This is a genomic window from Rhodoferax sp., assembly GCF_018063565.1.
GTDB lineage: Bacteria > Pseudomonadota > Gammaproteobacteria > Burkholderiales > Burkholderiaceae_C > Rhodoferax.
The window spans coordinates 1-12,591 of record NZ_JAGPBB010000093.1; the positions used below are offsets into that span (position 1 = coordinate 1).

Below are 12,591 nucleotides of genomic sequence, written 5' to 3' on the forward strand. Positions count from 1 at the left end.
AAAAGCCCCCGGCTCTGGACAGCCTGCTGGTGGTGTTGCCGAGGTGTTTGATCTGGTTTTGAATGGGTCAAGCCGGCGTAGAAGCGCTTTTGAAGACCACGATCGAGACGGCTGAGGCCATCGCGGCGGGGAAGAAGGCCGATTTGCATCGCGTCATTGTTGACACCAAGGTGTCCGAAAAGGCCATTGCCCAGGGGTGGTCACCAGTCCAGTAAGACTGCCGTGCGGGAGTGCAGCGCCCCTGTTTGGACGCTAGGGTGTTTCTTCATGCTGTTAGGTGCTCTGGCAGCGTAACGGATCGGCTGGCGACTCAGCATGTGTGACAGACGTGCTGGCAGGAGAACCAAAATTCGACGACTGGCGTATCGACTGGGGCTCGCAGAAAATCAATGTACCGGGAACCTGACCGTCGCCAGCGACTTTTTGGTGCCCATTGCGGGTGCTCCCGTTTGGGCAAGCAGTCATCCGAAATTCGCTCACGAAATGGGAAAGCTGACCTTGAAACTCCTGGGCGAAGGCTACAAGTCTTGTCTATGGCGGAGCCAGGTCCGATCAAGCACGCCATCTGCAACAGCATGATGCCGTGGGTACCTCACATCACTCTCAGTTGGGCAGGGCAGAGAAGGCCGGCATGAGCGATCAAAGGGGCAAGCGAAAATCGGTTCTAGATTTCGATTGAGCACAAATGGCTCACATTACATACGCAATCAAAAGAACCAAAAATACTGCAATACACATCGCAACTAAAACAGGTGCATTGTCGGTACTTTTATCGCGCTTTATTTCATCATCAGTATAAAACGCATAGACTCCCGGAAATGGGCTAAATATTTTTGTGTCTTTGCGTAATTCGACGCCGGGATCTTCTTTATGCATCGGTTCTGTCTTTCAATAAGTAGCTAACTTTCATGATACGGGTGAGCAGCACCCCCGATCATGAAAGACACTGCGAGGGTGTGCAGTCGCTCAGAGGCTTGAGGTCGCGAAAATCTTTGATGGCAAGCGACCGCGAAAGCTAACTCGACCCGCCGCCATTCACTCGTACCCCGGATTGCCTGGCACCAACTCTTGGGAGGTGGTGGACAGCGCACGTTAAAAAGAGCCGTCGGGCTCGTGTCCTGACAGACCGTTGAATGGCAGTGCCCCTGGGCGACAACACGCATTGGAGTGTAGTGTTTTTCGTCAAAGGAGAACTGTTATGGAACTCAAACCGATCTACCGGCGCGTTATAGGCTTGGACATTCACTAAGCCAAGATCAGCGCCTGTGCGGTAGTTGAGCAAAGCGATGGCGTGGTGCTCGTTGAGATGCGCGAGTTTGGCGGCTTCAAGCGCGACCGACAGGCTCTGGCCCAATGGGCGAAGTCGTTTGCACCCCCCCTATGTCAGACTAGTTGTCGCCTCTAAAAAATATTCTTTTAGAAGCTCAGACAACAATGAAACAAAAATATTTCCAAGCATTTATCGAGCAGGCAGTGGTCAAGCTGCTTTCGCGTGGCCAGCGCTCGGTGCGCGAAGTCGCGCTCGATCTCAACGTCAACTACCACACGGCCAAGAACTGGATGAAAAGGGAATCGTCAGCGCCGGCGGCTGGCGGCCCAATCAAAGAGAAGCGCCCCCAGGACTGGAGTGCCTAGGAGCAACTGCTGGCCCTGCAAGAAACCCACGCCCTGTCAGGCCAAGCCCTGCAGGCGTGGTGTCGTCAAAGAGGCTTGTTTGCCCATCACCTGGCAGGCTGGAGCGCGGCGTTCTGTGCTGGTGCGAAAGCGGATTCAGCCCTGATCTCAACCCGATTGAGTGAGTACGGTCAGCTCCCGTGATGGGGTTCTTGGCGGATTTGGTCAAGAAGGGTGCGGGACAATAAAAAATCTCCCGCAAGGACTTTGAACAAGAGGTCCTTGTGAGAGAGTCTCTTTCGACCAAGATCGAGACCATCAAAGTGTGCCACGCCTTATTGCAAAACCCCAAGTTTTTATCCCTTCTTCTACAGATTGACACCGAGTTTGCAGCGCAAATGCATGCCTCGGGCTGCCCGTGTGGCGGCGCCCTGCACCGGGCAGACTACCCCCGCAAGCCCAGGGCTTGCCCCAAGGCGATCCGCCATGCCTTCGACTCACGGCTGAGTTTTTGCTGCAGCCTATGCCGCAAACGATTCACTTGCGCCTCCGTGCGCTTCCTTGGGCGACGTGTTTACCTGGGCTTGGCGGTCTTGCTGGTGAGCGTCAGACGCGCCCGGCTGAGTACGGCGGCCGCTCAAGTGGTGCAGATGCTGGCTGTGCCAGAGCGCACGGTTTCGCGTTGGCGCAGTTGGTGGCTGCAGCTATTTCCGGCAACACCCCTGTGGCTGGCTGAGTGCGCGCGCTTCATGCCCAGCGTTTGCCGCGAACATCTCCCACACAGCCTGATCGAACGCTTTACCGGTCGCGCAGCCGAGCGCGCAGTGCACTTGCTGGCCTTTCTGTCGCCCTTGAGCGTGCAGCGCTGATCACGTTAATTGCTGGGTGACGATCACCCGCAGAGGATGCCAATAGGCAAGACCGCCCGGGCTTTATAGCCTTCACTGCAGAAGCGATACCGCCGGTATTGCAATGTCTGGAGTGTGATTTGTTACCCATCAAGGACCCCGCCCAGCGTGACGCCTTCGCCCGTCTACGCTTCTCCATCATCGGCCCGCTGCTGGCCGCGCCCCCGAAGCCTGGCGAGCTGCAAAGTGAACTGGCAAGGCTGGGCGCGCGCGTTTGGCGCCATCCATCTTCTGGCCTGGACGTTACGTTTGCCGCCTCCACCCTGGAGCGCTGGTACTACGCCGCGCGCCGTGCCAATGACCCGGTGGCGGCGCTCAGGAACCGACTTCGCGGCGATATCAACCGCTTCCCCAGCCTCAATCAGCCGGTCATTGAGGCGCTGGTCCAGCAATACCGTGAGCATCCGGGCTGGACCATGCAACTGCACTTTGACAACCTGTGCGCCGTATTCAAGGACCGCGCCGACACCGTGGCCTCATATCCCACCGTGCGCCGCTACCTCATGGCCCAGGGCATGTTCCGTCAGGCCCAACCCAAACGCGCCAGTGCCGGCGCATTGGCCGCGCGCGACCGGCTCGAACGCCTGGAGGTGCGCAGCTTTGAAGTCGATCACGTCAGCAGCCTGTGGCACCTGGACTTCCACCACGGCTCGCGCAAGGTGCTCACCCGCCAAGGTGCTTGGGTCACGCCCATGCTACTGGGCGTGCTTGATGACCGCTCCCGCCTGGTGTGCCATCTGCAGTGGTATCTGGAGGAGACCGCCCACAGCCTGATTCACGCCTTGTGCCAGGCCTTCATGAAGCGCGGTCTGCCACGCGCGTTGATGAGCGACAACGGAGCTGCCATGCTGGCCGAAGAAACGACGGCCGGCTTGGCCAGGCTGGGTATTGTTCATCAAACAACGCTTCCCTATAGCCCTTATCAAAACGCCAAGCAGGAGTCCTTCTGGGGTCGCGTCGAAGGGCGCCTGATGCCCATGCTTGAAGGCCAGGCAGACCTCACGCTCGATGATCTGAACCTGGCCACCCAGGCTTGGGCGGAACAGGAATACCACCGCAGTGTGCACTCCGAGATCAATGCCACGCCCCTGGCACACTATCTGGCAGGCCCCAGCGTGGCACGCCCCTGCCCAGGTCGCGACGAACTCGACCAAGCCTTCCGCATTGAAGTCATGCGCCGCCAGCGGCGCTCGGATGGCACCGTCAGTCTCAATGGCCTGCGCTTTGAGATCCCCAGCCGTTACCGCCACCTCCAGCAAGTGCTGCTGCGCTACGCACGCTGGGACCTGTCGCGCGTGGACCTGCTCGATGCCCGCACGCAAACCGTTCTGTGCCCAGTCAAACCGCTGGACAAATCGGCCAACGCCACAGGGCAACGCCGCAGACTGAGTCCGACTTCGCGCGATCTCTCGCCCCTGCAACCCAAGGGCTTGCCGGCCTTGATGACCCAACTGCTGGCCGAGTACGCCGCCACCGGCGTTCCCCCGGCCTACCTGCCCAGCACCCAGGAGATCAATCCATGAACCACAAACTGCTGGCCCTGTATGGGCTCAAGTTCAATCCGTTCTCGCCAGAACTACCCATCGATGCCGTCTATGTGCCCGCGAAGATCGAGAGTTTTTGCTGGCGTATTGAACATGCGCAGATCCGTGAGGGCGGATTTGCCATGGTGCATGGCGACCCGGGCAGCGGCAAGAGCATCGTGCTGCGTTTGCTGGCCCAGCGGCTGCGCAAATTGCCCGACATTACCGTGGGCGCCATCAACCACCCCCAAAGCAACCTGGCGGATTTCTACCGCGAACTCGGCGATATCTTTGCCGTGCCGCTGCGCCCCAGCAACCGCTGGGGCGGCTTCAAGGCACTGCGCGAGCGCTGGCTCGGCCACATGGAATCGAGCCGCAGTCGGGCGGTGTTGCTGGTTGACGAGGCGCAGGAGATGACGCCCCAGGTGCTCTCGGAACTGCGCCTGCTGAGCTGTTCGCGCTTTGATTCACAGCCCTTGCTGTGCATCGTCATGGCAGGCGACGCGCGCTTGCTGGAGAAACTGCGCCGGGAAGAACTGATTCCGCTGGGCAGTCGCATCCGCACCCGACTGGCCACCGAGTTTGCCAGCCGCGATGAATTGCTGGCCTGTCTGGAGCATTTGCTGGGCCAGGCTGGCAATGCCAGTCTGATGACCCAGGCGCTGCGCCACACGCTGTGTGATCACGCCGCCGGAAACTACCGCATCCTGACCACCATGGCCGCCGAACTGCTGGCCGCCGCCGCGCAGAAGGATTTGCCGGTGCTCGACGAGAAGCTTTATCTCGATGTTTTTGCGCCGCCCACGAAGGCAACGCAGCGCCGTCCAGCGGGGGCACGGTGATGAAATCAAAAAACCAGTACCCATGCCCGATGTGTGAGTGTGACAAAACGCGGACCTTGTCGGACGAGTCGGCGGTGGAAATCCATGAATTCCTGGAAACCATTGCCGCCAACTTCCTGAGCCGATATGGGCACCGGATTCAGCGTCATTACGCCAAGCGGGTCAAGAAAAATATCAACGCACAGCAACCATGGAGAAGGCTGGACGAACCGTTCTGATCACCCGCTTACACAACAAACAAAACGGCGCCAGTAGAGATACCGGCGCCGTTTCGTTTGATGCCACCGCCATCATCGCAATCCCTGTTGCCTCCATCACCGATCGTGAAAATCAGTCCATCAAGTTGGTTGACCACACTCAATTGAGCAGGTCTTCTCCAAACTCAAGACGCTGCTAAGGAAAACCGCCGCGCGCACGGTTGAGGCGCTGTGGTCGGCCATTGGCTCCCTGCTCGACAGCTTCGCTGCGGACGAGTGCGCGCGCTACATCGCGCAGGCCGGCTATTCACAGTCAGAGTGAAAACGCTCTAACTTCTTGGAAATGGGCAACGAAGATATCGACATGTAAAACCCTTGACTACGCGGGAAGTCCCTGTAGGGCTTCCCTAAGGACACTCTGCATAACTCCCTTGACTGTGTGCTTGACGTAAGCCCTGCTTGAGAAAATATCCTCCATGAAACAAGCCAGCCTGAAGCTCAATCTGAACGTCAAAAAGACGCGCAAGCAAGTGTTCCTCGAACAAATGGAGCAGGTGGTTCCGTGGGCTGCTCTGGTCGAACGCATTGCGCCGTATTACCCGGAAGGCAAGACCGGGCGGCCACCGTTTTCTCTGCAGACCATGTTGCGCGTGCACTTCATGCAGCAGTGGTTCACGCTGTCCGACCCGGGTATGGAGGAAGCCTTCTTTGACACCCCGCTGTATCGGGAGTTTGCCCAGCTTGAGGAGTTTGGTCGCCTGCCCGATGAGAGCACCATCTTGCGTTTCCGCCACCGGTTGGAGAAGAACAAATTGGCCGAGCAAATCCTTGACGTCGTGAATGAAATTCTGATGCAGCGCGGACTGCTGCTCAAGACCGGCACGGTGGTGGACGCCACCCTGATTGCTGCTCCCTCATCGACCAAAAACAAGGACCACAAGCGTGATCCGGAAATGCATTCGAGCAAAAAGGGCGAGCAAATGTATTTCGGAATGAAGGGGCACATTGGCACAGATGCTGAGTCGGGTCTCGTGCACACGGTTCGTGGCACCTCAGGCAATGTGAGTGACGTCGTTGAGGGCAACAGTTTGTTGCATGGCGAAGAGACACACGCGTTTGGAGATGCTGGATACCAAGGCATTACAAAACGCCCTGATGCCAATGCCGACGTTACCTGGCATATAGCCATGCGTCCGGGCAAGCGCCGTGCATTGAACAAGGAAAACGCAGTGGATGCCATGATCGACAAGGTCGAGAAGATCAAGGCAGGTATTCGGGCCAAGGTGGAACACCCATTTCGGGTCATCAAGCGCCAGTTCGGATTTGTGAAAGTGCGCTACCGCGGCTTGAAGAAGAACACCGCCCAACTCGTCACACTGTTTGCGCTGTCGAATTTGTGGATGGTGCGCGGCAAACTGATGGGAGCGCAGGGATGAGTGCGCCCGGAATCCGGAGAAATGCCCCACAAGGGGATAAAAGTAGCCCAATGGGTGCAGAAAGCGGCGCAACTTTGAAAGGTTGCGCGTGAAATCCCGCCATTTGAAAATTAACGACTCGCTACAGCACGTGGCGATGAGTTATTCAGACCATCCCTAACAAAGCTCACCCAAGTAATAAGGAAGCTGACGTTGGCGTCTGATATCAGCTGCTACTGCAAATTTGGCTTTTGAACAGCGATTACGGTCAAAAAATTTACGACTCACATATGAGTGCGCCTAGACATGCCCCCAGCTCGTTAACTGCATCCATCGCTCCAGCGCGAAGGCCCCAAGCACTGAATTTCCCTTGGCATCGAGCTCAGGCGACCAGACGCTAACAGTGCCGAACCCGGGTGCAATGGCGACGATGCCGCCGCCCACGCCGGTCTTGGTCGGCAGCCCGATGCGATAGGCAAAATCACCTGAGGAATCGTAGGCACCACAGGTCAGCATCAGTGCATTGACCCGGCCCGTGGCATCGGTCGATAGGATGTCTTCGGGCGCTTGTTGCGCCGTGTTGAGTGTCTTGCCGTGGTTAGCGAGAAAGATCGTTGCCCGAGCCAGTTGCAAGCAGGACATCTCGATGGCGCACTGGCGGCAATAATTGTCCAGCACCAGTTCAGGCGAGTTGCTGACATTTCCGTAGCTCTTCATGAAGTAGGCCATCGCCATGTTGCGGTGAGCATTCTCCCGCTCGGATGTAGCGACCTGCACGTTCCAGGTGAGTTTCGGGTTGCCCGACAGCCGCCGCATGACGCCAAGCAGCGCGGTGTCCATGTGGGCATAACGACTGGTCAGGATATCGGTGATAACGATGGCGCCCGCGTTGATGAACGGGTTGCGCGGGATGCCGACTTCGGTTTCCAGTTGAACCATGGAGTTGAACGCCGCCCCCGAGGGCTCGCGCCCGACCCGCTGCCACAAGTCGTCACCGACCGCCTTGAGGGCGGTCACAAAGGCAAACAGTTTGGTGATGCTTTGCAATGAAAACGGCGTATCGGCATCGCCGATTGAAAGCGTGGTGCCGTCTAGCAATGTCACCGCCATGCCGAATCGATCCGGCGGCACTTCCGACAAGGCCGGTATGTAATCGGCTACCTTGCCTGAGCCCAGCAGGGTCAGCGCCTCGGTCTGAATTTGCTGCAATACTGATATCAAGTGGTCGTGGTTATTCATCGCTTAATTCAAACCTGACTCAACGCAACACGTCAAGGCCCCGGAACGAGTATCGCCGCCTATTGTTAATTACGCGACTGCGCCAGAAATGCAGCCACCCGGCTTTCCTCGGGCGCGGACAGCAGTTCCTGTGGCGTGCCGCTGGCAACAATCTGGCCGGCTTCCATCATGATGATGCGGTCGCTCACGCCCAGCGCGAAGCGCATTTCGTGGGTGACTATGATCATGGTCATACCTTCCTTGGCCAGCATTTCCATCACACGCAACACTTCGCTGACCAGTTCCGGATCCAGCGCCGAAGTCGGCTCATCGAACAGCATTAGACGCGGTTTCATGGCCAGCGCCCGTGCAATCGCCACGCGTTGCTGCTGGCCGCCCGAGAGTTGATGCGGGTACTTCAGCGCGTGTGCCTTAAGGCCCACCTTGCCCAGCAGGGCCAGAGCTTCTTCGCGCAGCACTGCATCGTCGCCCAGACCGTGGTAGCGTGGTGCCAACATCACGTTGTCCAGCACCGAGAGATGTGGAAACAGATTGAAGTTCTGGAACACCATGCCGATCTGGGTCACTTCGCGGTCAAACCGCTCGGCCAGTTTGTAACCGTTCTGGGCATCGATCCACGGCTGCCCATGAAACAGAATACGCCCGCCGTCAATGTCCTGCAAGGCGTTGATGGTGCGGATCAAGGTGGTCTTGCCTGAGCCCGACGGCCCGATGATGCTGATCACCTCGCCCGGGCGTACTTCCAGCGACACCTGGTTAAGCACACATTTGGGGCCGAAAGACTTGTCGATGTTCTCCACCTGAATCACCGGACAGCCCGGTTGAATGGCGCGCAGCTTCTCATGGCCGGGTGCCACCGCCGGCACCTCGTCAGCCGGGGCATCGTGCATGTCAGCCGGTTTGCGCTTGGTCACGTCAAGCCAGTGTTCCAGCTTGCCCACCAAGTAGCTGAACACGGAGACAATGAACACATAGTAGGCCGCCACCGCCAACATGGTTTCCATCACCTTGAAATTTCGGGTGTACAGGCGTTGGCCCACCATCAAAATTTCAGCTAGTGAGATCACCGAGACCAGTGAGGTCAACTTGACAATCGTAACGAACTCATTGCCCAGTGAAGGCAACGACACGCGCAGCGCCTGCGGTACAACAATGTGACGATAACGCCCAAAATAACGGATGCCTAGGGCATGCGCAGCTTCATGCTGGCCCTTGGCGATTGACAACAATCCGCCTCGGTGAATCTCGGCGATATAGGCCGTCTCACTCAGCACCATGGCCAGCAGACCCGCAGTGAACGGATTGGACAAGAAGTTGCCGGCCTGCGGCACCAGTTGTGGCAGGTTGTAGACAAAGATCAGTAACACCAACAGCGGCAGGCTGCGAAAAAACCAAATATAGACACTGGCGGCACGACTCAGCGGTTTGCGGGGCGACTCTTTGGCCAGCGCCACAAAAAATCCCAGTGTGGTGCCAAACGTCCAGGCCAACACACTCAGCACAACCACTCGCCAGGTCGCATCCCAGAAATCCTTGTCGCCAATCAGGCTAAAGATATAGGCCCAGTCAAATTCAATCATGAGGTCTCTTCACTATTTATTATCTGATTCGCATACGCCAATGCCGCGCGCTATCGATCTTGTGCGCGGCATTGGCGTATCGCTGTTCTTCCCGCGACTGTTACGCGAGGAAACCGGGTTCAAGGATCACGGGGCCTTGGATGTCACTGCGGCCTTGAACTCGGCGGCGGTGGGAGCACTGACGTTGTACTTGGTCAACAGCTTTTGGTATTGTCCATCCTTGCGCAGCGACTCAAGTGCGTTCTCAACCACTTTCACCAAATCGCCGTTTTTCGGGTTGATTCCCAGACCGACGATCACAGGGTAGAGCTGGACCTTGCTGCTAATCATCAAGCGGCCACCAGTCTTATCCACTGCATTGCGCAGCACGGCGGAGTCTTCCATCTGGGCATCCACCCCACCCGATAGCAAAGCCTGCGTGGCTTCCGGGGACGTCGGATACTCACGGACATCAATGCCACCCTTGTCGGCGCAAGTGGTTTCCGACAGCTTCTTCAGGTCTGCCAGCCAAGCGCCACCCTTGATGTTGCCAACTTTCTTGCCGCACAACTGCTCAGGCGTGACTGGCAAGTGTTTACCATCCTTCTTGACCGCGATCGAGACGCCGGTTTTCATATAGGGCACGTAGGTAATCTGTTGAGCGCGCTCGGGCTTGACATAAAGAGTCGAAGCGATCACGTCGAACTTGTTGCTCTTGACGCCGAGAATTAAGTTTTCAAAACGGGTGTCCTGAAACTTTGGGGTCAGCTTGGCGGCCTTGGCCAGCGCGGTCATGAACTCGACGTCAAACCCGGCCGGTTGCTTGTTGTCGTCGAAAAAGTTGTAAGGCGGGTAGGTCAGGTCGGTGCCCACTTGGAGGGCGCCGGCTTCGACAGTGGCAGCCGAGGCGTTGAATGCTGCTGCGGCGATGGCAACAAGGCCGGCAATACGAGTGACGCGGGTGTAAAAAATGTTCATGACTGTCTCCTCAAATGTTTAACAATATATTATGGAAAATCCAACGACAAGGAAGGTCATTGGCGTTGATCAATCAACCGACAAACGCAAAAATTCAATACGCTGAACTGCCGTCACCCTTGAGATTGTGGCGCTCATGGCCTTCGATCGGTGGGTTGAACACGCTCAACAACACCATGTCAACGTTGGCGCGCAGATAGTGCTTGTCGTGCTCGTTCAGCACATAAATGGTGCCTGGCTGGATCGGATAACGGGTACCGGCCATGTCCTCCACTTCACCCTCACCCGAGATGCAATAGCAAGCTTCGAAGTGGTTCTTGTATTCCAGCAGCGATTCACTGCCAGCCAGCACCAGTGTATAAGCTACGGCAAAGCCCATGCCATCGCGCTTGACTACCAGACGGCGGCTCTGGCCGTTACCCCATGGCACGTCAAGATCCGTACCGGCTGTTTCTGCAACTGTTCTGATGAACATCCATTGACTCCTTTAAATTGCATCACTGGCGCCCCGCAACCTATTTATTGGACCGCGTGATGTGGGGCGAAGTATTGCAATGATTTATCCTCATGTAAAATGATTCTTTTTCAGAAATAATATTAGTTAATCTCATGTAAAGGCTTGAAAAAAGTGAGTATGCCCTCATACAACCTGTTGCGCGCATTCGAAGCCGTGGCACGGTTGGGTAGCGTGCAGGAAGCTGCTCAGGAACTCAACGTCACCCAGTCGGCCGTCAGTCATTTGCTGCGGCAACTGGAATCCTCGATTGATGTGCCCCTGATGCAACGCCAAGGACGCGCCTTGCGGCCCACAGCTAATGGCGCACGATTGGCCGCTGGCTTAAAAGAGGGGTTCATGCAAATCCATGCTGCAGTTGATGCCATCGTGCAGCCGTTGCGCAACGCCCGCCTAACAGTAGCGTGTCTGCCTTCAGTGGCCGCGCGCTGGATGGTGCCGCGTCTGGCCGACTTTCGCCGTGCCCACCCAGATATCCAGCTGCACATCCACTACAGCAGCACCACCTCAGTATTCAACACTGAGCATGGCGTCGACCTAAGCATTACATTCATCGATGGCGACTATCACGGCAATGGCAAGGCTTGGTGCTTGTTTGATGGCGCTACCTACCCAGTGTGCAGCCCACTTTATCTGGATCGCTTTGGCAGTATTTCACAGCCCACCGATTTGTTGAGTTCCGATTTGTTGCACGACGTTACCAAAGCCACCTGGAGCGCGTGGTTTCGAACCCACGGCCTCAACGCACCCAATCATTCCAGCGAAACCATCTTTGAGGACTTCAACCTGATGAGCATCGCTGTGTTGGCAGGTCACGGCGTGGCGCTGTCGCCGCTCACGCTGGTCAAACCTGAGCTTGAGAAAGGCATGTTGGTGCGTTTGTTTAACACCCCTGTCAATGTTCATCGAAACTATTACATCCTGTCGCCTAACTACATCCGACCTGAAGCGCAAACTTTCATTGACTGGGCACTTCAGCAAACAAAAGTGGATTCAGTCTAGTCAGATTCCGGGCTTGGTTTGTAGCAGTAGCGAAAGGTGCAGCGCGACGCACCATTCATGATGGTGTCAAGACGCTCCAAAGTTATTCTGGGATCGTACCCTTGGCAGAAGGTGCCGTCACGATTGCAAGACATCAGATGACCTATGGCGCCCAGTCCCATTTGCTTGTAATTTTCAGCATATTTGCAGCGGGTGACATCAAAGTTAAATGTCTCGTCATCGGCTTGCAAAACCTCGATTTCAAGAGCGCCATCACGCGTCCAAAGTTCATAAAGCTGGATGAAGTCCGCCATGGAGGTGACTCCACCCGGCACATGGTTCGCAAACTCCTTGCCCTCGGCGATGGCTGCTTTGCGAATGGCTGAATCGAGCACGGCGTTGGCCCTTTCCAGGCCAAACTCGGCGACCATTTCCGCGTGAATTGGGCCTATGACTTGAGCCTGAATTTGGCGCTTCAAAAGGATGGGAAGTTCTTCTGGCATGAATCGGTGTTCCTGAGTAAATTGGTGAACTAACCTGATAATAGTTCAGCGTAACGCGGCCGCCAGTGCCTGGTATCGCTGCAATAGAGCCGACCGTGGCCACATTTTGCTTTCATAAACTCAACGACCGGTCTTGAGAATTTGGCTAGCTCAACGACGGCAATGGGGTAATTTGCTCCAACGGCAGGTACTGGTCGTCAAGAGACGACCATTATGCAGATGGGGCATCCTGCTTGCAGTCATCCACTACAAGACTATGCCTATCCCTGTTGCTGGCTATCTGCCACTGGCTCCGACTGCCGCGACTTCAGCAGGGTT

At 56.7% G+C, this 12,591-nt stretch carries 13 protein-coding genes and 3 pseudogenes; 10 read left to right on the forward strand and 6 right to left on the reverse strand.

Annotation, left to right across the window (positions count from 1 at the left end):
- Nucleotides 1-62: 62 nt before the first annotated feature.
- Nucleotides 63-191 (forward strand): annotated as a pseudogene (locus KBF66_RS16300) (IS5/IS1182 family transposase); the annotation flags it as partial.
- Between the two features lie 499 nt (nt 192-690).
- Here KBF66_RS16300 and KBF66_RS16305 read toward each other — a convergent pair.
- Nucleotides 691-876: a hypothetical protein gene (locus KBF66_RS16305; RefSeq protein WP_296659637.1), complete on the reverse strand. Its 186-nt coding sequence runs from the start codon at nt 874-876 to the stop codon at nt 691-693.
- A 322-nt stretch (nt 877-1,198) separates the two neighbouring features.
- Here KBF66_RS16305 and KBF66_RS16310 point away from each other — a divergent pair.
- From KBF66_RS16310 to KBF66_RS16345, 8 genes and pseudogenes are all read left to right on the forward strand, one after another.
- Nucleotides 1,199-1,360, forward strand: a pseudogene (locus tag KBF66_RS16310) (IS110 family transposase); the annotation flags it as partial.
- 74 nt (nt 1,361-1,434) lie between these two features.
- Complete coding sequence (locus KBF66_RS16315) at nt 1,435-1,635, forward strand: helix-turn-helix domain-containing protein (RefSeq protein WP_296659641.1); 201 nt, start codon at nt 1,435-1,437, stop codon at nt 1,633-1,635.
- A gap of 263 nt (nt 1,636-1,898) precedes the next feature.
- Nucleotides 1,899-2,483: a hypothetical protein gene (locus tag KBF66_RS16320; RefSeq protein WP_296659644.1), complete on the forward strand. Its 585-nt coding sequence runs from the start codon at nt 1,899-1,901 to the stop codon at nt 2,481-2,483.
- A 119-nt stretch (nt 2,484-2,602) separates the two neighbouring features.
- On the forward strand, nt 2,603-4,045 hold the full coding sequence (locus KBF66_RS16325) for a DDE-type integrase/transposase/recombinase (protein ID WP_296659648.1): 1,443 nt from the start codon (nt 2,603-2,605) through the stop codon (nt 4,043-4,045).
- Nucleotides 4,042-4,887 carry an ATP-binding protein gene (locus KBF66_RS16330; RefSeq protein ID WP_296659653.1) on the forward strand — a complete coding sequence of 282 codons (846 nt, stop codon included), beginning with the start codon at nt 4,042-4,044 and terminating at the stop codon, nt 4,885-4,887. Before KBF66_RS16325 ends, KBF66_RS16330 begins: the two co-directional genes overlap by 4 nt.
- Nucleotides 4,887-5,105, forward strand: coding sequence for a hypothetical protein (locus KBF66_RS16335; RefSeq protein ID WP_296659659.1), 219 nt, complete (start codon nt 4,887-4,889; stop codon nt 5,103-5,105). Before KBF66_RS16330 ends, KBF66_RS16335 begins: the two co-directional genes overlap by 1 nt.
- Nucleotides 5,106-5,247: 142 nt before the next feature.
- Nucleotides 5,248-5,406: pseudogene (locus KBF66_RS16340) on the forward strand (IS630 family transposase); the annotation flags it as partial.
- Between the two features lie 154 nt (nt 5,407-5,560).
- Nucleotides 5,561-6,520: an IS5 family transposase gene (locus tag KBF66_RS16345; protein WP_296659662.1), complete on the forward strand. Its 960-nt coding sequence runs from the start codon at nt 5,561-5,563 to the stop codon at nt 6,518-6,520.
- Between the two features lie 279 nt (nt 6,521-6,799).
- Here KBF66_RS16345 and KBF66_RS16350 read toward each other — a convergent pair whose 3' ends face one another.
- The 4 genes from KBF66_RS16350 to KBF66_RS16365 form a co-directional block, all read right to left on the reverse strand.
- On the reverse strand, nt 6,800-7,738 hold the full coding sequence (locus KBF66_RS16350) for a glutaminase (RefSeq protein WP_296659665.1): 939 nt from the start codon (nt 7,736-7,738) through the stop codon (nt 6,800-6,802).
- Nucleotides 7,739-7,803: 65 nt separating this feature from the next.
- Nucleotides 7,804-9,315 carry an amino acid ABC transporter permease/ATP-binding protein gene (locus KBF66_RS16355; RefSeq protein WP_296659678.1) on the reverse strand — a complete coding sequence of 504 codons (1,512 nt, stop codon included), beginning with the start codon at nt 9,313-9,315 and terminating at the stop codon, nt 7,804-7,806.
- Between the two features lie 129 nt (nt 9,316-9,444).
- Nucleotides 9,445-10,275, reverse strand: coding sequence for an ABC transporter substrate-binding protein (locus KBF66_RS16360; protein ID WP_296659669.1), 831 nt, complete (start codon nt 10,273-10,275; stop codon nt 9,445-9,447).
- 94 nt (nt 10,276-10,369) lie between these two features.
- Nucleotides 10,370-10,750, reverse strand: coding sequence for an ectoine synthase (locus KBF66_RS16365; RefSeq protein WP_296659672.1), 381 nt, complete (start codon nt 10,748-10,750; stop codon nt 10,370-10,372).
- A 159-nt stretch (nt 10,751-10,909) separates the two neighbouring features.
- Between KBF66_RS16365 and KBF66_RS16370 the strand changes: the two genes are divergently transcribed.
- Nucleotides 10,910-11,791: a LysR substrate-binding domain-containing protein gene (locus tag KBF66_RS16370; protein ID WP_296659681.1), complete on the forward strand. Its 882-nt coding sequence runs from the start codon at nt 10,910-10,912 to the stop codon at nt 11,789-11,791.
- Here the strand turns inward: KBF66_RS16370 and KBF66_RS16375 are convergent.
- Nucleotides 11,788-12,273, reverse strand: coding sequence for an L-2-amino-thiazoline-4-carboxylic acid hydrolase (locus tag KBF66_RS16375; RefSeq protein WP_296659676.1), 486 nt, complete (start codon nt 12,271-12,273; stop codon nt 11,788-11,790). The two genes, KBF66_RS16370 and KBF66_RS16375, sit on opposite strands and share 4 nt — an antisense overlap.
- Between the last annotated feature and the right edge of the window lie 318 nt (nt 12,274-12,591).

Excerpts from the sequence above, each read along its gene's own strand:
- KBF66_RS16360 (WP_296659669.1), bottom strand. The coding sequence starts at position 10,275 with ATGAACATTTTTTACACCCGCGTCACTCGTATTGCCGGCCTTGTTGCC.
- KBF66_RS16375 (WP_296659676.1), bottom strand. The coding sequence starts at position 12,273 with ATGCCAGAAGAACTTCCCATCCTTTTGAAGCGCCAAATTCAGGCTCAA.
- KBF66_RS16370 (WP_296659681.1), top strand. The coding sequence starts at position 10,910 with ATGCCCTCATACAACCTGTTGCGCGCATTCGAAGCCGTGGCACGGTTG.
- KBF66_RS16315 (WP_296659641.1), top strand. The coding sequence starts at position 1,435 with ATGAAACAAAAATATTTCCAAGCATTTATCGAGCAGGCAGTGGTCAAG.
- KBF66_RS16330 (WP_296659653.1), top strand. The coding sequence starts at position 4,042 with ATGAACCACAAACTGCTGGCCCTGTATGGGCTCAAGTTCAATCCGTTC.
- KBF66_RS16365 (WP_296659672.1), bottom strand. The coding sequence starts at position 10,750 with ATGTTCATCAGAACAGTTGCAGAAACAGCCGGTACGGATCTTGACGTG.
- KBF66_RS16350 (WP_296659665.1), bottom strand. The coding sequence starts at position 7,738 with ATGAATAACCACGACCACTTGATATCAGTATTGCAGCAAATTCAGACC.
- KBF66_RS16345 (WP_296659662.1), top strand. The coding sequence starts at position 5,561 with ATGAAACAAGCCAGCCTGAAGCTCAATCTGAACGTCAAAAAGACGCGC.
- KBF66_RS16305 (WP_296659637.1), bottom strand. The coding sequence starts at position 876 with ATGCATAAAGAAGATCCCGGCGTCGAATTACGCAAAGACACAAAAATA.
- KBF66_RS16335 (WP_296659659.1), top strand. The coding sequence starts at position 4,887 with ATGAAATCAAAAAACCAGTACCCATGCCCGATGTGTGAGTGTGACAAA.